Below are 18,334 nucleotides of genomic sequence, written 5' to 3'. Positions count from 1 at the left end.
CGGGGCGGGGGGTAGTGGATGGCCGATGAGGTGACGCGGCTGACCGTGCACGTGGTCGACGGCGGCGCGGACGCGCAGGAGCTGGAGCGGCTGACCACTGGGCTGCGCGGCGAATTACTCGAACTCGACATACTGGACGCCGCACCCGAGACCGGAGAGCCACCGCCGGGCACCAGGGCGATCTTGTCGTTGACTGTGGGCGGCCTGGTCATCTCGCTGGCGGGCATGGACCTGCTCGCGGCGGTCGTGAACGCGGTGACGGCCTGGCTGCAGCGCGATCAGAACCGCTCGGTCAAGCTCGGCGTCGACGGTGACCTGCTCGAACTGACCGGGGTGCCGTCCCGCGAGCAGCGGCGGCTCACCGACGAGTGGCTGCGCCGGCGCACCGGCCGCGGCGGCGAGCGCCCGCTGAGCGGCACGCGGAGGGCGCTGATCGTGGCGAGCGACGAGTACGCCGATCCCGGGCTGCGACGGCTGCGCGCCCCGTCGCTGGACGCCCAGGCATTGGCCCGCGTGCTGGGAGACCGGCGGATCGGCGGGTTCGACGTCCGTACGATGCTCAACGAGACCACGCAGGACGTCAACGAGGCGGTGGAGGAGTTCTTCGCCGACCGGGATCCCGACGATCTGCTCCTGCTGCACTTCTCGGGTCACGGCGTCAAGGACGAATCCGGCGAACTGTACTTCGCCACGCCCACCACCAAGCTCAACCGGCTCGCGGCGACCGCGGTGCCGGCCGAGTTCGTCAACCGCCGGATGAGCCGCAGCCGGTCGCGCCGCATCGTCCTGCTGCTCGACTGCTGCTACGCGGGCGCCTTCGCGCGCGGGGCGCTGCCGCGCGCCGGACTGGGCGTCAACGTCGAGGAGCAGTTCGGCGGGCGCGGTCGCGTGGTGATCACCGCGTCCAACGCCATGGAGTACGCCTTCGACGGCACCGAACTGGCGGACACCCAGGAGGTGTCGCCCTCCGTCTTCACCAGCGCCCTGGTGGAAGGGCTGGAGAGCGGCGAGGCCGACCGGGACTCGGATGGCTATGTCGCCATCGACGAGCTGTACGACCACGTCTACGACACCGTACGGCGCACCACACCCAGCCAGACACCGGGCAAGTGGACGTTCGACGTGCAGGGCGACATGTACATCGCCAGGCGAGCACGGCCCGTCAGCCGGCCGGTGTCACTACCGGAAGAACTCCAGCACGCGATCGACCACCCGATCGCCAAGATCAGGTCTGGTGCGGTCGGGGAGCTGGAACGGCTGCGCCACAGCAGGCACGAAGGGTTGGCCCTGGCGGCACGGCTGGCTCTGGAGGCGCTGGCCGACGACGACAGCCGACTCGTGTCGGGGGCCGCCACCAAGGCCCTGGGCGCTGAGGCCACGGCTCCACGGGTCGCGAAACGGGCCAGTGGGCCCGCCGAGCCCGCCGGGGCAGCACCCAAGACACCGAAGCCCGCGGCACCCGCGCCCGCGCCACTGACGCCCGTGCCCGCGGCACCCGCGCCTGCGATACCGACGCCCGTGCTCGCGACACCGACGCCGGCGACCAGCACGGTCTCCCCGTCCGTGCCCGCGTCATCGGCGGCCAGGTCGTCCCGGTGGCTCGTTCTCGTGCGGGCGTTGGCGCTGGTGGCGGCCTTGCTGCTGGTCAGTACGCCGATGATCGCGCTCGTCACGCCGATCGCCTCGATCTGGCTGGCGCTTCTGGTGACCGCCGCCGTCCTGGTCGGCCTGCTGCCGCCCGGCCGCCTTGAGCGCGACGTGGCCGTCGGCGCCACGTTCGGGCTCGCCGCCGTCTACATCGGCGAGCTGTTCGTCTTCTCCTGGGCACGGGGATCGCAACCCGTGACCGGATGGGTGGCGGCGGCCGCAGGCGTCCTGGTGCTCGCGGCCGTGCTGTTCGAGACGATATCCGCCGCCCCCGGCCGGTGGAGATTCCTCGACCGGGTCGTGGTCGTCCTGGCTCTGGCCGCGATCGCCGCCCATCTCGCCGCCCCCGCAGAGATCACGCGTGGTCCCGGGGAGAGCGCGATATGGATCGCCACGGTCGCCCTCGCCGGTGGCTTCGTCGTGCTGGCCGTCCTCCACTTTGTCCGTCACGCGCGCCAGGGCCTGCCGTGGGTCCCGATGGCGCTTGGGCTGGTGGCGACCTTACTCGTGACGTACGACCTGGTCGAGGTGTATCACCTGAGCACCGGCAGGAACCAGATGGCCGCCGCCTACCAGCCCGCTCTGCTCGTGATGCTGCTGATCGCCGCGTTGTCGGCGCGTCCGCGACCGTACGTCCTGGCCGCCGCGCGGCTCTCGGTGATCGTCGGGCTGCTGTACGGGGTCGGCTACTACTCCAACTCCTTCCCCAATTTCTCCCATTGGGGGCCGCAAACCCTGGAGGCGGCTCCGACTCAGCCGGGGCGACTGCTGGTCCTGTCTCTTGCGGCGGTCTGCGTCGCGGTCGGTGCCTATCTGAGCCGTCCGAGCGCGACAACGGAACGCGAACCGTCGTCTGACCCGGGGAGGTGAAAGGATCGGAGTCTTGGCGCCGGCCGCTGCCGATGGCCCGGCGCGGAAAGGTATGTGAAGAAAATGGCTCCGAGGGTCGCGACCGCCAACCGTGTCGAACTGCCCGAACTCCTCGATTTCCTCCGTCCCAGGCATCACGGCCTGCTGTCGACCACGCGTGCCGACGGGCGGCCCCAGCTCTCGCCGGTGTCCTGCGGGGTGGACGAAGGCGGCCGGATCGTGGTGTCGACCTATCCCGACCGGGCCAAGGCACGCAACGCCCGCCGTGACGAGCGGGCGTCGATCTGCGTGCTGTCCGACGACTGGGACGGCCCGTACGTCCAGGTCGACGGGCGGGCCGAGGTGCTGGACATGCCCGAGGCGCTCGACGCGCTGGTGGACTACTACCGGTGCATCTCCGGCGAGCATCCCGATTGGGATGACTACCGTGCCGCCATGGAGCGGCAGGGCAAGTCCCTCATCCGCCTGCACATCGATCGCTGGAGTCCGATCGCGACCGGCGGCTTCCCGGCCCGTCTGGCGCTCTGACGGGGCCAGCTGAGGACGGGTCAACTGAGGGTCGGGTCAGCTGAGGACGGGGCCAGGTGAGGACGGGTCAGCTGTGGACGGGCCCAGCCGAGGACGGGATCAGCCGAGGGGACGCAGCGCGACGACCGCGCGCGGCGCCAGCGTCACCATGCCGTCGGCCGTGGACCCGGTCAGCAGATCCTCGGCCGGATAGGGGATCGGCACGCGCCGCGTCTCGTCGCCGTGGTTGAGCACGAACAGCACGGGCCCCCGGCGTACCGCCTCGACGCCGGGCGGCAGCTCGGGCAGGGCGCCGGTCACCTCCGCGTCGGCCAGCACCCGCGCGGTCAGTTCGGCCAGCCCGTCGGCCTCGGGCACCGTCGCCACATACCAGGCGACGCCCGCGCCGCTCTCGTGCCGCAGCACCGCCGGGCGGCCGGCCAGGTCGCCGTCGGCGAACGTGGCGACCGGCTCGGCGCCCTCGGCCGCCATCAGCTCGGTCCAGATCCGCGCGGTGAAGCCGCTGCCGTCGGCCCAGCGGCAGCGCACCGGCCGGTCCTCCGGGGCGGGCAGCCACTCCTCGCCGGACGCCCCCAGCACCTCGCGCAGCGGCGCGGGGAAGCGGCCGGTACGGACGTGCGCCCGCGGGTCCGCCACCCCGGAGAAGGGGCCGACCACCAACACACCGCCACGGTGCACGTACTCGGTCAGGGACGCGGCGTCCCCATCGCTGATCAGGTAGAGGTTCGGCACCACGGCCAGCGCGTACCCGGTGAGGTCCGCCGACGGCGGCACCAGGTCCACGGTCACGCCGCGCTCCCACAACGGCCGGTAGAAGCGCAGGAGCTGGTCGGGCAGGGTGAGCCGGTCACTGGGCCGGCCGCGCTCCTCCAGCGCCCACCAGCTGGCCCAGTCGTGCACCATCGCCACCTGGGCGGGAACCGGTGTGCCCGCCACCGAGGCCAACTTGCGCAGCTCGTTGCCGTGGGCGCGGACCTCGGCGTGCAGCCGGGTCTCCGGCCCCGCGTGCGGCACCATCGCGGCGTGGAAGCGCTCGGCGCCGAACCGGGAGGCCCGCCACTGGAAGTAGCACAGCCCGTCGGCGCCGCGGGCGAGCGCCTGCAACGACTCCAGCCGCAGCTGTCCGGCCGGTTTGGGGAGGTTGTGCGGGCGCCAGTTCACCCCGTTCGTGGCCTGCTCCATCAGCAGCCACGGCCGCCCGCCCCCGAGTGAGCGGGTCAGGTCGTGGGTGAGCGCCGAGCGGGCGGGGGAGAGGGGGTCGGCGGGGTCGGGGTACCAGTCGTTGGAGACGATGTCCTCTTCGGGCGCCCACGCCCAGTAGTCGACGGGCTTGAACAGGCCCATGAAGTTCGTGGTGACGGGGACGTCCGGGGTGCGCTCGCGCAGGATGTCGCGTTCGGCGCGGTAGTGCGCGAGCAGCGAGTCTGAGCAGAACCGCCAGAAGTCCAGCTGCTGGGTGGGGTTGATCATGTACGGGGCGCGGCGCGGGGGGATGATCTCGGCCCACTCGCCGTAGTGCTGGCTCCAGAAGCTGGTGCCCCACGCCTCGTTCAGGGCGTCCAGGTCGCCGTAGCGCTCCCGCAGCCAGGTGCGGAACGCCGCCGCCGTGTCACCGCAGTGGCAGACCTGGCCGTACTCGTTGCCCACGTGCCACAGCGCCAGCGCCGGGTGCCCGGCGTAGCGGTCGGCGAGATCGGTGACGATGGCCAGCGCCTTCTCCCGGTACACCGGGGACGACGGGCAGAACTGGTTGCGCGAGCCGTACCAGAGCCGGTGTCCCGACTCGTCCACGGGCAGGGTTCGCGGCCAGCGGTGGCCCAGCCATGGCGGCGGCGAGGCGGTCGGGGTGGCCAGGTCGACCGCGATTCCGGCCGAGCCGAGCAGGTCGAGCACCCGGTCGAGCCAGCCGAAGTCCCGCGCGCCCGGGTTCGGCTCGATCCGGGCCCAGCTGAACACGCCGACAGTGACCAGGTTGACCCCGGCCGCCTTCATCAGCTCGACGTCCTCGGTCCAGACCTCTTCTGGCCACTGCTCGGGGTTGTAGTCGCCGCCGAAGAGCAGCCCGCGACCGTTGGTGAGGGTGTGCGTGCCCAGTCGCGGCGAGGCCGTCAGATGCCTGCTCCGTCGCGCCGGGCCCGAGCCTAACGAAGTCATTCCACTCCGGCCTGGGCGCTCGGCGCAGCGGCGGGCCGAGACGAGTCGTGGTAAACGTTTCGCAAAAAATCTATGGCCCGGTTTGCGGGTATGTCAACGTCTTTAGGTGATGCGTCCTAAATGTCCAGTCAGGCGGCGTACGCGCCGCCTGACCTGAAGGCCGTCCGAGCTCGGCCGGGGGCGCGTCTGTCAGGCGCGATCGGCGGCGATGAGGAGGTACTGGAAGCTGCCGTTCTTGTAGGCGTCGAGGAAGGGCTGTTCGATGCCGGTGGCCAGGGCGGTCTTGGCGCGCAGTTCCCAGTAGGGGATCGTCGCGGGCGTGAGGTCGACGACACTGATGGGGACGAGGCGGTTGGCCGCCATCTCCTTGAAGTACGTGCTGCGCGGATGGATGTCGCAGATGTAGTGTGCGTTGATCTGGCTGATGGCCCGGGACGGCAGGCCGTAGGCGTCGTTGTAACAGCCGGTGATGCACACGTATCGGCCACCGCGGCTCAGCAGCCGGGCGTGCTCGGCGAACAGCAGCGAGAGCTCGACGTACATCGTGCTCTCGTTGTTCCAGATCGCCTGGAACGTTCCAGACTCGAAGCCGGTGTCCAGCATGTTGCGAAAGTGGAAGCGCACCTTGTCCGCCACGCCGCGCTTCCTCGCCTGCTCGTTGGCGAAGGCGACCTGCGACTCGGAAATGGAGACCCCGTCCACGTGGCAGCCGAACCGCAGGTTGGCCACGATGCTGCTGCCGCCTCTGCCCGAGCCCGCGTCCATCACCCGGTGGTGGGGTTCGAGCGGGCCGAGCCGGCTCATGAGGAAGTCGGCCTGCGCCGATTCGAGCCGGTGGAGCTCCTTGATCACGCGTTCGTCCCGGGTCTCCGCGGGGCCGTCCAGCACTGTCCAGTCGACCTCGCCGATGCCGTAGTGGTGGTGGTAGATGCCGTCCACTTCGCCCAGCCGGAGGTTGACCGGGTTCTGCTCGGTGTTCCAGTAGTCGGCGACGGATCGCTGGTAGAGGCTGCTGAGAACGGTGGAGTCCTGCGTAGTGGTCACCTGAGGGATTCCCTTCTTCATGAAATACCGGGGTAGTGGGGTCAAGACTGGTAGCGGCTGGAGGAGCCATGCCATTCGAGGCATCCGGCCATCCACGCCTGCGCTCCGCGCAGGAACCGCTGGAGTTCCACGCACGGGACGGCGGCGAGTGCGCGATGGCTGGATTCGAAGTCCGTGACGAGACCGTTGTGGAGGGCGATCGCGCGTTCGGTCGCCTCGCGGATGGAACACTTCTCCTCGGCCGCGATGAGCAGGATCACGTTGGAGTCGGGGAGTTCGTCCGCGGCCTCCTTCTCGACGGAATAGAGGTCGTTGACCAGGACGCTGGCGGTGCCCGCCTGCATGAGCGCGGTGTGGAAGCGCCGCTCGAAGAAGAGGTCGGCGGGCAGCTGGTAGCCGCCCACGATGTCGATCAGCGTCATGGAGGTGTAGAAGCTGTCGTGCTGACGGGCCGCGAGGTAGCGCCAGACCGGCGGCGGCGTCTCCAGGTAGCGCCAAGCCGCGTAGGCCGCCCAGCTCACGTACATCTGGGAGGTGATGTTGCAGACGCGCCCGATCTGTGACGGGGTGGCGTGGCGGGAGATGTGGCTGATGCTCGACCTCAGCGAGACCAGGACGGGGTCGGCCTGGATCGTCTCCTCCAGCTGGCGGGTGTAGTCGCCCACGGGCGGGGGTGGGTCCATGGCGGACATCACCAGGGCCAGCCGCGGTGGCAGCTCGGTCGGCGTCGCGCCCAGGTCGGTCTCGTCGGCGTAGTAGTCGTCGGCCGCCCACCAGGCGGCGTTCGTCTGCGCCGCGATCAGCAGCATGTCGGGGTCGTCGGTGTCGGCGTGCGTGAGCATGGCCAGCCGGCCGTAGCCCGTGTCGCTGAACACCTTCATCCGGCCCTCGTGGATCCCGACCCGCTCCGCCCACGCCACCAGGCGCCGGTTGACCTCCTCGCCCAGGTCCTCGTCGATGCGTACGGTCTCGGGGCAGTACAGCGGGGGATACGACCCGTCGCCCCACTCCCGCTCCCGGTAGGCGAGCGGCGCGAGGTCGTGCGTGCGCATGGCGCTCGAAAGGGTCAGCTGCGGCTGCGGGGGTTCGTGCCCGTCGTGCTCGCAGACCCTGGGCGGGGGCCACTGGTCCGGGGACGGGACGCGGAGCGCCGAGGTGCCCAGGCCGGTGGGACCCGCCGCCATCCGGGCCAGCGCGTCCGCTCCGGCGGGCTTCTCAGGTATGGCCTGGACCTGGGTTTCGGCGGCTCGGCGGACGGAGGGGCCGGCCGGCAGCGTAATGGCGGCCGGAGGCTCTGCGGTGTCGTCTGCGGTCATGCGGCCCTCTTCCTAGGAAGGTGGATTCGGTCAGGACCGAGGGGCGGCGATGTTGGCGTTCTCCAGGATCCCGATCGCGTCGGGCACCAGGATCGCCGTCGAGTAATAGGCGCTGACCAGGTAGGACATCACCGCCTGGCGGTTGATCCCCATGAAGCGGACGTTCAGGCCGGGCTCGTACTCCTCGGGGAGGCCGACCTGGTGCAGGCCGACCACCCCCTGGTCCTCCTCGCCGGTGCGCATGGCCACGATCGAGCTGGTGTGCCCGTCGGTGATCGGGATCTTGCCGCAGGGGAAGATCGGGATTCCGCGCCAGGCCGGGATCTCGTGGCCGTTGACGTTGGCGCTGCCCACGGTCAGGCCGCGCTTGTTGCACTCGCGGAAGAAGGCGGCGATCGCCTTGGGATGCGCGAGCAGCAGCCGGGTCTTGCGGCGCATGCTGATCAGGTCGTCCAGGTCGTCCGGGGTCGGGGGACCGGACCAGGTGTTGATCCGCTGCCCGTAGTCGGCGTTGTGCAGCAGCCCGAACTCTCGGTTGTTCAGCAGCTCCCATTCCTGGCGTTCGCGGATCTCGTGGATCGTCAGGCGGAGCTGCTCCTCGAACTGGTTCATCGGCTCGTTGTAGAGGTCGGCCACGCGGGTGTGGACCCGCAGGACGGTCTGCGAGACGCTCAGGGGGTATTCGCGAGGATTGAGCTCGTAGTCCACGAAGGTGCCGCCGATGTCCGGCTCGCCGACGTGCCCGGCGGCCACGTGGACCGCCGCCTCGCCGCGTTTGTTGACCGGCTTGCGGGTGCCCTCCAGGTAACGCTGGATGTGCTCGCGCAGGGCGGGCGACTGGTCGAGCAGCCGCCGGAACTCCCGCCGCGGCGACACCATGACCGTCCCGGCGGTGGTGGCCTGGATCGAGCACGGCCACCGGGGATCATCCTGTGCGAAGGCCTCGTCGCCGAACTGGTCGCCGTCCGCGATGACCCCGAGGACCACCGTGCCGCCGTATTGGCCGGTGGACAGCCGGTTGAGCCGGCCGTGGGCGATCACGAAGGTCTCGGTGACCGGCGTTCCGGCCTCGACGAGGATCTCACCGGCCTGGAACCGCCGCGCCGTGAACGTCGAGGCGATCGCGCTCAGCACGTCGGGGTCGCCGAACCCGCGCAGGGCGGGCAGCTCCGTGAGCGTCTCGGAGATGATCCACACGTCGTCGGCGCCGTTCTGCACCACGCTGACCCGGCCACGTCCCACCGCGTGGGTCAGCCGGCGGTTGACCCGATAGGTGCCCCCGGCCACGTCCACCCACGGAAGCATGCGCAGCAGCCAGCGGGAGGTGATGGCCTGCATCTGCGGACGGGTCTTGGTGGTGGTGGCCAGGTTGCGCGCGGCCCGGGTGTCCAGGCTCAGCCGGTGTTCCGCTTGCTCGGGGGGCATGTTTCCTCGCACTCTCTGATAGTGGAATGAAACCCGTCGGCTCAGCGGGCCGATTTCGGCGGCTTTGAGAGTACGGGTGGGAAATCTCTTCCGGAGAGCATCAGAGCGGCGGGGGTAATTCCTCGGTCGTGGTGGCGCGGAATGTGAGCGGCTCTGTCATCGAATTCTCGGTCGCCTTCACGCTGGTGGTCCGGTCGAGGCGTCTTCGATGGTAAAGGTCGTTACGCGGCCAGGCAATGGCCCTCTCTGGCCACCTTCCATCGGCTATTTAATAACGTCTGATTTACCCGATAATTCGTGAGCCGAGGATATATGCGGAAAAAGCGGAGGGCCCGGTCCGCACCTGAAATGCGGACCGGGCCCTCCGGACGAGCTCAGACCGTCTCGACCCTGAACGTGGTCTGGTAGGTGCGCGACTCCTGAGCCCCCAGCCAGATCATGCTGCCGTCCTCGCGGGCCGCCGCGTCGCCGCCCACGTGGTGGGTGGACGGCTCCAGGCCGATCGCGTAGTTGCCGGAGCGCAGGTTCAGCCACTCGAAGAAGCACGGGAACTGCGCCGCCCGCCACTCCACGCTGACCGCCATGCCCAGCCGGTCGTTGACCACCGCGACCCGGTGCAGGCCCTCGGCGCCGGGGTTCAGCGCGTGCTCGTACACCTGCTCCACGAAGCCCGGCACCGGCCCCGGCAGCGTCAGGTGGTCGGCCCCTTGCTCGGCGACGCTGTCGCTCTGCCAGAGGGTCTCGCGGATGTCCGCCTCGAACCGGGCGCCCTCGTCGAGCAGCGGCCAGCCGAGGTTGATGTGGTAGAGGAACATGTGCGGCGTCGGCTCGAACCCGGCGTTGGTCACGGTGTCGGTCAGCCGGATCTCGTCCCCGCCCAGGTCGGCCTCGATGCGGCGGGTCAGGGTCAGGTTCTCGCCGAAGACCGCCGCCTGCCGTACCTCTCCCTCGGCCCACAGGACGCAGCGGTCGCCGTCCCAGCGCTCGCCGTAGCCGGTCAGCCGGGCGGGCAGGTTGCCCGCGCGGCCGTGCAGGCCGTGCCGTACGGACGGGCGGGGCGGGTAGCGGTAGGTGTCGGCGGGGACCTCGCCGCCGAACAGCGTGTGGTCGAGGCCGCCCGTGACCATGAGCCCGGAGAAGGAGCGCAGCCAGGACAGGCCGTCCTCGTCGGCGTTCTCGTGCAGCCCCGGATGGCGGAAACCGGTGGGGGAGCGCCAGCCGAAGGACCGCCCGGCGTGCTCGGCCGCGCCGATGTCCATGCACCGGTCGACCAGCACGTCGAAGGCCAGCCCCGAGCCGGTGCGGAACTCCAGCGTCCGGATGCCGCGTTCGGCGCCGTCGCCGAGCGTCACCAGGCGCACCCCGCCCGCCGCGGCCGGGTCGCCCGTGAGTTCCGCCAGTTGCCTGCGGGTCGGCGTCATGCCATCACCCACCCTCCGTTGACTTCGATGGTCTGGCCGGTGACGAAGGACGCGTCGGGGCCGGCCAGGAAGGACACCACGGCGGCCAGCTCCTCCGGGCGGCCGCGCCGCTGGAGCGCCTGCCGTTCGAGGACGAACCGGTTGTACGCCTCGGGATCGGGATGGATCTCCTCGGCGGCCGTGGGGAACGCGCCGGGCGAGACGCAGTTGACGCGGATCTCGCGCGGCCCGAGCTCGCGGGCCAGGGCCCTGGTCAGGGCGGTGGCGGCACCCTTGGTGGCGACGTAGGCGGCCAGGTCGGGCCAGCCGCCGTGCATGGTGATCGACGCGACGTTGATGATCGCGCCGGCGCCCAGCGAGGTCATCTGCCCGGCCGCGTGCTGGGCCGCCAGCCAGTAGGCGCGCTGGTTGACCGCGTGCACGTCGTCGTACTCGGCCAGCGGCACCTCCAGGAAGGGCCTGCTGGGATAGATGGCCGCGTTGTTGACCAGGACGCCGACCGGCCCGAGCGCCGCGGCCGTACGGGCGAAGGCATCCTCGATAGCGGCGGGGTCGCGCAGGTCGGCCGCCAGGGTGAGCGCGCCGTCGAGTGAGCCGGCGTCAAGGTCGAGCGCCGCCACCTGGTGGCCGTCGGCCGTCAGGCGGCGCACGATCGCCTGGCCGAGCGCGCCGGCCGCGCCGGTTACCAGCGCCGTGGTCATGTCCACTCCCTGTGCAGGTCGTCGAGCAGGTCTCTGACCGGTCTGCGGGCGGTCAGCCCGTCGCGGAGCAGGGCGGAGGTCCGCTCCTGCCTGCCGATGTAGCCGGGGAAGCGCGGCCGGATCCAGGCCGCCTCCACGGTGTCGCGGGTGTCGCGGTAGAAGCCCGAGGCGTCCCAGGCGGAGCGGGCGGCGGGCTGGCCGCCGGTGGCGGGGAACAGCCCGGTCTGCACCGGTTCCGACAGCAACCGGCGCAGGTGGGCTCGTACGGCGTCCCTGGTCCCGGCGTCGTGCACCCGGCTCTTGGAGACCGCCAGCCCGGTGCCGCCGAGCACGCTCCCCGGCGCCCGGCCGGGCCAGGAGGGGGCGTCGGCGAAGGCCAGCGGGTAGGTGGCGTACCCGTACACCAGCGGGCAGAGGTCGGGCCCGCCCGCCGCCATGGCGTCGAGGACGCCGATCGGGTTGCGCAGCGAGATCTCGGGGTCGGCCAGGGCGAGCAGCTCGGCCATGAGCTCCAGCGCCCGCAGTCCCGCCTCGCGGTCGAGGAAGTCGCCCGAGCACAGCGCGCAGAACATGAGGAAGGCGTGCGGCCCGCCCAGGCACAGTGCCAGCCGCCCGCCCGCCCGCGCGAACTCCACCGTCTCGGGCCAGGTCTCCGGGATGTGCGTGCCCGGCCAGGCGGCGGCCACCTGGGTGGCCGCGTCGAGCGGCAGCGCCCACTGGCGCCCGTCCAGGTGGTAGCTCTCGTAGGAGCGGCCGACGGTGCGAGCGCGGAAATCGGCCAGCTCGGGCGGCGAGAACAGCTCGTCCATCGGCACCAGCGAGTCCAGCGCCGCGCCCAGCCCGGGGTGGTCGATCACCAGCACGTCGTACGACGCGCAGAGCGTGGCGATGGGCTCGGACTCGAAGCCTTCGAGCGGCTGGCGGTCCCACTCGATCGGCTCGGGCACGTCGCCGTACGGGTTCGGCCCGGCCAGGTCGAGGCGGGTGAGCTCGTCGAGCGGGGCGTGGCCGCGGGGGTGGTCCCAGGTCAGTCCGCGCACGCCAGCACACCCTTCTCCACCAGCTCGGCGGCGTGTTCCGGTGGGTAGCCCAGCTCGCCGAGTATCTCCGCGGTGTGCTCGCCCACCAGCGGCGCGCCCCGGCGTACCTGGGGCGGGGCGGCGCTGAGGCCGTACGGGAAGCCGGGGGTGGTGACCGTGCCCTCGGTGCGGTGGTCGTAGGTGACGAACGAGCCGTTGTGCCGGACCTGCGGGTCGGCCACCAGCTCCGCGTAGCCGTACACCGGGCCCGCCCACAGGTCGTGACGGGCGCAGATGTCCAGCCACTCGGCGGTCGTGCGCTCGGGCAGCCGCCGGGCGACGGTCGAGGTGATCTCGTCGCGCTGGGTGTGGCCGTCCATATCGGCCAGTTCGGGCAGGTCGAGCGCGACGGCCAGCCCGTCGAGCCTGGGCATGCCGAGCGCGAGGTAGCCGTCCTTGGTGGCGAACACCCCGTACGGCGCCCGGATGTAGGTGTGGCCGTGCGGCTCGCGCCCGCGCCGCTGCGGGACCCCGCCGACGGTGAAGACCGACAGCTCCTGCATCTGCACGGCGATGGCCGCGTCGAGCATGTTGACGCTCACCCGCTGGCCCTCGCCGGTGCGCTCGCGGTGCAGCAGCGCGGCCAGGGCGCCTTCGAAGGCGCTGTAGGCAGTGATCGCGTCGATCGCGTAGGTGCCGGCGGGCGCCGGGGGGTCGCCGTCGCGGCCGGTGCTGAGCATGGCGCCGCTCATGGCCTGGAGCAGCAGGTCCTGGCCCGGTCGCGTCACGTACGGACCGCTCTCGCCGTAGCCGGACATGGAGACGTAGACGACGCGCGGATTGAGCCCGCTGATGGTGTCGTGGTCCATGCCGAGGCGCTCGGCGACGCCGGGCCGGTAGTTCTGCAGGAACACGTCCGCCGTCGCGGCGAGCCGGTGGACGATGTCGCGGCCCTCGTCCGACTTGAGGTTCACGGCCAGGCTGCGCTTGTTGCGGTTGAGCGACAGGAACGAGGCGTTGACCTGGTTGCCCGTGGCGCCTCCTGCTGGGGCGTGGCGCTGCCACTCGCCGGTCACCGGCTCCACCTTGATCACGTCCGCGCCCAGGTCGCCCAGGCGCATGGCGGCCAGCGGGCCCGCCATGGCGATGGACAGGTCGACCACGCGGTAACCGTCGAGGACGCCCATCAGCGCCCCTCGAAGACGGGCTCGCGGCGGGCGGCGAACGCGGCCCGGCCCTCGGCCGCGTCGGCGGTGGCGAAGCAGACGGTCTGCAGGTCGCGCTCGTACTGGATGGCCTGGTCCAGGGGCATGGTGTAGGCCGCCCTGAGGTTGGCCTTGGCCGTCTGGGCGGCGATCGGCGGCCGGGCGGCGATCTTCCCGGCCAGCTCTCGTACGGCCGGCAGCAGCTCCTCTGGAGGCATCACCTCGGTGACGAGCCCCCAGTCCTTGGCCCGCGCGGCGTCGATCGGGTCGCCGGTGAGCAGCATGGTGGCCGCGTTGCCGGGGCCGACGGCGTGGGCGAGCAGGGCGGACTGGCCGCTGCCGCCGATCCAGCCGAGCTTGATCTCCGGCGCGGCGAAGGTGGCGGTGGTGGCCGCCAGCCGGATGTCGCAGGCCATGGCCAGCTCCAGCCCGCCGCCGTAGGCGTAGCCGTTGACGGCGGCGACGATCGGCTTGCGCAGGGCGCGGACCGCGTCGCCGTAGTCGCCGCGGTTGCGGAACTCCCACGGCGTGGCGTACGCGTCGAGCTCGCGGATGTCGCTGCCCACGCAGAAGGAGCGCTCCCCGGCGCCGGTGAGCACGGCCACCCGGATGGCGAGGTCGGCGTCCACGCGGTCGAGGCAGGCGCGCAGCGCGCCGGCCATCTCGGGGGTGATGGCGTTGAGTTTGGCTGGTCTGTTCAGGGTGATGACGGCCACCGGGCCGTCCACGTCGAGCAGGACGTCCATGGATTCCCTCAGCAGTGGAGCGCGTCGGCGCGGGCGACCTCGACCACCTCGCGCATGGCCTCCTCGGCCTTGCGGTGATGGCGGCGCCGGATCGCCACGGCAACGCGCTCGTGGTTGGGCAGCGTTTCCTTGTTGTGCGTGACCGATCGGGTGTGCACCTGCCGTACCGAGCGCAGGGCGATGCTGATCATGTCGTAGATGTAGAGCAGCAGGTCGTTGTCGGCGGCACCGAACACGGCCCGGTGGAAGGCCAGGTCGGCGTCGATGAAGGGGTCGGGGTCGTCGGCCGTGGCGTGCAGCGCGGCCAGGGCCTCGTCGATGCGCTGGATGGCCGCCGCGTCCGCCCGCTCGGCCGCCACCCGGGCCGCCCCGGGCTCCAGCGCGACGCGCAGGTCGGCCAGCACCCGGATGTCCCCGGCCTGGGCGTCGGCCCCGAACCGCCAGCTCAGCACGTCGGCGTCGAGCAGGCTCCAGGACTCGCGCGGCCGGACGCGGGTCCCGGCACTCCTCCTGGTCTCCAGCAGGCCCTTGCCGGCCAGCACCTTCACGCCTTCCCGTACGGCCGAGCGGCCCACGCCGAGCTCGTTGACCAGCTGCTCCTCGATCGGGATGGGCGTGCCGGGCACCAGCGAACCGTCGACGATCCGGGCACCCAGGGCGTGCACGACGTGAGCATGCCGAGCCGTGTCCGGGTAAGGATCAGTTGCCACGGTTTCCTCCGTTTCGGATGTTTGGCACAGTATCGGGACAGTCGGTTTTTTCATAGACTTTCATCTGATGAAGTTCGGACTTCATCAGATGAAGCTGGGAGAGTTATGCACATCGTACGGTTTGTCAGTCCGCTGACCGGCACGGACGCGGTCGGCGTCGACGACGGCGAGAAGGTGACGCAGCTGGACGGGGTCACCACCGTCGGAGAGCTGCTCCGCCTGCCCGTCGCGGAGCTGCGCGAGCGGTGCGCCGCCGCGGCCGGCCCGGGGCACCCGTCCGCGTCCGTGCGCAGGCTCGCGCCCGTGGACGGGCTGATGGAGGTGTGGGCCGCGGGCGTCACCTACCGGCGCTCGCGCGAGGCGCGGGTGACCGAGAGCGAGCGGGCGGCCGACGTGTACGAGCTCGTCTACGACGCCGAACGGCCCGAGCTGTTCTTCAAGTCGGTGGCCTGGAAGGTGTCGGGGGATGGCGGCCGGATCGCCGTGCGCGCCGACTCCGAGATCGACGTGCCGGAGCCGGAGCTGGGCCTGGTGCTGAACGCCGCGGGCGAGATCGCGGGCTACACGGTGGTCGACGACGTGAGCTCTCGCACGATCGAGGGGGTCAACCCGCTGTACCTGCCGCAGGCCAAGATCTACCTGGGCGCGTGCGCGGTCGGCCCGGCGATCAGGCCCGCCTGGGAAGTGGCCGACCCGTACGCGCTGGACATCACGCTGACCATCGCCAGGGCGGGGGAGACGGTGTGGGACGGCAAGGCGTCCACCTCGGAGCTGCACCGGCGCCTGGACGACCTGGCCGGCTACCTCTTCCGCGCCGACGCCTTCCCTGACGGAGCCGTGCTCTCGACCGGCACCAGCCTGGTCCCCGACCTGCCGTTCACACTGCGCGACGGCGACATCGTGACCATCGGCATCGCCGAGATCGGCACGCTGACCAGCACCGTGGTGCACGGCCTGGCCGCCATGGGCTGAGAGGGGCGGTTCACCGTCAGGCGCTGAGACGGGCGATTCACCGTCAAGCGCTGAGACCGGCACGACCAGGGCCGGGCACCGTCTTCGGTGCCCGGCCCGTCGTGATCACGGTCCGCAGGGCGGGGTGAAGATTGCGGCGACGGCGGGAGGCCGCGAACAAGAAGCAGTGCTTCGCGACCGGAACCGCACCCTTACGTGGCCGGGGTGCCCCCGGCCCGCGCGGACTCAGCCGCTCATGGCGACCGCGTCGGCCTCGGCCTTGGCCTTGGCCGCCTGCGGGGTGGCGGCGCCGCGCAGCGGGACCTGGCGGATGAACACGGCGGCCACGATGCCGATGGCGGCCACGACCGCGCCCCAGGTGAACAGCGCGGTGATGCCGTTGGTGACCGCCTGCTGGAACAGATTCTGGACCGCTTCGGGCAGGCCGCGCAGTAGCTGCGGGGTCATCGAGGCGGCCTGGGTGGCGACGGCGGGAGTGCCGATGAGGGTGTCGGCCAGGTGGCTGGTGTAGACGGCACCGAGCAGCGAGACTCCGAGCGAGCTGCCCATGTTGCGGAGGAAGGTCGACACGCCGGTGCCCGCGCCCATGTCACGCAGCGCGAGGCTGTTCTGCGCGATCAGGGTGCTGGTCTGCATCAGCGCGCCCATGCCGGCGCCGAGGACCACCATGTAGAGGGCGGTCACCGTGGTGGAGGTGCCGACGTCCATGGTGGCGAACAGCGCCAGACCGGCGGTGACCAGGATGGAACCGACGATCGGCAGCGACTTGTAGTGCCCGGTCTTGCTGATCAGCTGGCCGGCGCCCAGGCTGACGGCCATCGAGGCGATCATCATCGGCATCAGTAGCAGGCCGCTGTTGGTGGCCGAGGAGCCCTGGACGAACTGCTGGAACTGCGGCAGGAAGCCCATCGCGCCGAACATCGCGAACCCCGAGATGAAGGCGACCGCGCCGGACAGCGTGAAGTTGAGGCTCTTGAAGACCCGCAGCGGCATGATCGGCTCGGCCACGCGCCGCTCGACGAAGATGAAGGCGACGAACGCGACCACGGCCAGGGCGATCAGCCCGAGAATCTGCCCGGAGCCCCACTCGTACTGGGTGCCGCCCCAGCTGGTGACGAGCACCAGGGCGGTGATCCAGATCGTCAGCAGGCCGGTGCCCCACCAGTCGATCACGGCCTTGCCGGTGCCCTTGGGCAGCCTGGCCAGGGTGATCCAGCACAGGACCAGGGTGACCGCGCCGAGCGGCAGGTTGACGTAGAAGGCCCAGCGCCAGCTCAGGTTGTCGGTGATGAAACCGCCGATGAGCGGGCCGCCGATCATCGCGACCGGCATGACGGCCATCATGACGCCCTGGTACTTGCTGCGGTCGCGCGGCGGGATCATCTCGCCGATGATCGACAGCACGCCGACCATCAGTCCGCCCGCGCCCAGTCCTTGGATGGCGCGGAAGGCGACCAGCTGCGCCATATCCTGGGACGCTCCGCACAGCACCGAGCCGATCAGGAAGATCGCCACGGCGGCGGTGAAGATGATGCGGCGGCCGTAGAGGTCGCCGAGCTTGCCCCAGATGGGCGTGGCTACAGTGGAGGCCAGGACGTAGCCGGTGGTCACCCATGCCAGATGCTGGAGGCCGCCCAGCTCGCCCACGATCGTGGGCAGCGCCGGTGCGACGATCATGTTGTCCAGCATCGCCAGGAGCATGGCGACGACCAGGCCGCTCATGGTCACCAGGATCTGACGGTGGCTGAACCCTAAGCCGACCTGCTCTTCCGCTCCCGAGGCGGTGTCCGCGCTGTCCTTGGCCATTACGTGCGCTCCTGTCGATCCATAGAACTTACCTGTCGGTCGGCAAGCGTACTTGCTAACCGGCCGGTAGGCAAATAGGCTGTGTAGCAGCGTTGGAGCAAGAGGGAAGAGCCATGACCAAGACGGAGCCGGCGCCGGGCGCGCGGCGCAAGGGCAGTCAGACGCGAGCCGAGATCCAGGAGGCCGCGCTGACCCTGTTCACCGAGCACGGCTACGACGCCACCTCTATGCGCGAGATCGCCGAGCAACTGGGCATCACCAAGGCGGCGCTCTACTACCACTTCGACAGCAAAGAGGCCGTCATTGTCAGCCTCTTCACCGACCAGGTGCGCGCGATGGACGAGCTGCTCGACTGGGCGGCCGGGCAGCCGCACTCCCCGGAGCTGGCCGCCGAGCTCCTGAGCCGGTGGCTCACGATGAGCTGTGAGCAGGGGGTGAAGAACATGCGGTTCGCCGTCGCCAACCACACCGCGCTGAAGGCGGTCATGCCGCCGAGTGAGGACAGCCCGCTGGAGCGGGCCAACCAGGCCACCCGGCTCATCCTGGGCCCCGGAGCCTCACTGCAGGATCAGCTCAGCGTCCGGCTGGCCCTGCTCAGCGTGCACAGCGCCGTGCTGGCCGCCCAGGGCACCGAGGCCAAGAACGACGACATCGTCACCGCCGCGATGCGCACGGCGACGCTCCTGGTCAGCCACTTGTTCCCCGACCTCCCCCTCCTCCACGTCACGGGACCGGCCCCGCCCGCAGAGTGACCGGGCCGAGGAGCGGGT

General features: G+C 70.9%; 15 protein-coding genes. 4 read left to right on the top strand and 11 right to left on the bottom strand.

Going from position 1 to position 18,334, the window contains the following annotated elements; translation table 11 throughout:
- The first annotated feature begins 18 nt into the window (after positions 1–18).
- Together AB0H88_RS05445 and AB0H88_RS05440 are read left to right on the top strand one after the other, a co-directional pair.
- A complete protein-coding gene (locus AB0H88_RS05445; protein WP_357641535.1) occupies positions 19–2,517 on the top strand; it encodes a caspase family protein in 2,499 nt (832 codons plus the stop codon).
- Between the two features lie 63 nt (positions 2,518–2,580).
- Positions 2,581–3,045, top strand: coding sequence for a PPOX class F420-dependent oxidoreductase (locus AB0H88_RS05440; protein ID WP_357641533.1), 465 nt, complete (start codon positions 2,581–2,583; stop codon positions 3,043–3,045).
- A 99-nt stretch (positions 3,046–3,144) separates the two neighbouring features.
- Here AB0H88_RS05440 and AB0H88_RS05435 read toward each other — a convergent pair whose 3' ends face one another.
- The 10 genes from AB0H88_RS05435 to AB0H88_RS05390 all read right to left on the bottom strand — a co-directional run bounded on the left by AB0H88_RS05435 (position 3,145) and on the right by AB0H88_RS05390 (position 14,786).
- A complete protein-coding gene (locus AB0H88_RS05435) occupies positions 3,145–5,199 on the bottom strand; it encodes a beta-galactosidase (RefSeq protein ID WP_357641531.1) in 2,055 nt (684 codons plus the stop codon).
- A gap of 189 nt (positions 5,200–5,388) precedes the next feature.
- The gene (locus AB0H88_RS05430) at positions 5,389–6,243 is read right to left on the bottom strand and encodes a geranyl diphosphate 2-C-methyltransferase (protein WP_357641529.1); all 855 of its coding nucleotides are present in this window, start codon (positions 6,241–6,243) and stop codon (positions 5,389–5,391) included.
- Between the two features lie 41 nt (positions 6,244–6,284).
- On the bottom strand, positions 6,285–7,559 hold the full coding sequence (locus tag AB0H88_RS05425) for a family 2 encapsulin nanocompartment cargo protein terpene cyclase (RefSeq protein WP_357641527.1): 1,275 nt from the start codon (positions 7,557–7,559) through the stop codon (positions 6,285–6,287).
- Between the two features lie 30 nt (positions 7,560–7,589).
- Positions 7,590–8,984, bottom strand: a complete 1,395-nt coding sequence (locus tag AB0H88_RS05420) for a family 2B encapsulin nanocompartment shell protein (RefSeq protein WP_357641525.1) — start codon at positions 8,982–8,984, stop codon at positions 7,590–7,592.
- 374 nt (positions 8,985–9,358) lie between these two features.
- The gene (locus tag AB0H88_RS05415) at positions 9,359–10,405 is read right to left on the bottom strand and encodes an aldose 1-epimerase family protein (RefSeq protein WP_357641523.1); all 1,047 of its coding nucleotides are present in this window, start codon (positions 10,403–10,405) and stop codon (positions 9,359–9,361) included.
- Positions 10,402–11,106, bottom strand: a complete 705-nt coding sequence (locus AB0H88_RS05410) for an SDR family oxidoreductase (protein WP_357641521.1) — start codon at positions 11,104–11,106, stop codon at positions 10,402–10,404. Before AB0H88_RS05410 ends, AB0H88_RS05415 begins: the two co-directional genes overlap by 4 nt.
- Positions 11,103–12,146, bottom strand: coding sequence for a hypothetical protein (locus AB0H88_RS05405; protein ID WP_357641519.1), 1,044 nt, complete (start codon positions 12,144–12,146; stop codon positions 11,103–11,105). Before AB0H88_RS05405 ends, AB0H88_RS05410 begins: the two co-directional genes overlap by 4 nt.
- Positions 12,134–13,312: a CoA transferase gene (locus AB0H88_RS05400; protein WP_357641518.1), complete on the bottom strand. Its 1,179-nt coding sequence runs from the start codon at positions 13,310–13,312 to the stop codon at positions 12,134–12,136. The genes AB0H88_RS05405 and AB0H88_RS05400 overlap by 13 nt, the downstream gene beginning before the upstream one ends.
- Positions 13,312–14,076 carry an enoyl-CoA hydratase/isomerase family protein gene (locus tag AB0H88_RS05395; RefSeq protein WP_357641516.1) on the bottom strand — a complete coding sequence of 255 codons (765 nt, stop codon included), beginning with the start codon at positions 14,074–14,076 and terminating at the stop codon, positions 13,312–13,314. The genes AB0H88_RS05400 and AB0H88_RS05395 overlap by 1 nt, the downstream gene beginning before the upstream one ends.
- Before the next feature lie 8 nt (positions 14,077–14,084).
- Positions 14,085–14,786 (bottom strand): FadR/GntR family transcriptional regulator, encoded by a 702-nt coding sequence (locus tag AB0H88_RS05390; protein WP_357641514.1) that lies wholly within the window; start codon positions 14,784–14,786, stop codon positions 14,085–14,087.
- Between the two features lie 105 nt (positions 14,787–14,891).
- Between AB0H88_RS05390 and AB0H88_RS05385 the strand changes: the two genes are divergently transcribed.
- Positions 14,892–15,758, top strand: coding sequence for a fumarylacetoacetate hydrolase family protein (locus tag AB0H88_RS05385; RefSeq protein WP_357641512.1), 867 nt, complete (start codon positions 14,892–14,894; stop codon positions 15,756–15,758).
- Positions 15,759–15,983: 225 nt separating this feature from the next.
- Here the strand turns inward: AB0H88_RS05385 and AB0H88_RS05380 are convergent, their stop codons facing one another.
- The gene (locus tag AB0H88_RS05380) at positions 15,984–17,564 is read right to left on the bottom strand and encodes an MDR family MFS transporter (RefSeq protein WP_357641510.1); all 1,581 of its coding nucleotides are present in this window, start codon (positions 17,562–17,564) and stop codon (positions 15,984–15,986) included.
- Between the two features lie 113 nt (positions 17,565–17,677).
- On the opposite strand from AB0H88_RS05380, the gene AB0H88_RS05375 reads away from it, so the two are divergent.
- The gene (locus AB0H88_RS05375; RefSeq protein WP_357641508.1) at positions 17,678–18,316 is read left to right on the top strand and encodes a helix-turn-helix domain-containing protein; all 639 of its coding nucleotides are present in this window, start codon (positions 17,678–17,680) and stop codon (positions 18,314–18,316) included.
- The last annotated feature ends 18 nt before the right edge of the window (positions 18,317–18,334 follow it).

Source organism: Nonomuraea sp. NPDC050680 (assembly GCF_040654555.1).
Taxonomy (GTDB): domain Bacteria; phylum Actinomycetota; class Actinomycetes; order Streptosporangiales; family Streptosporangiaceae; genus Nonomuraea.
This window is presented reverse-complemented; position numbering and strand designations above follow the sequence as displayed.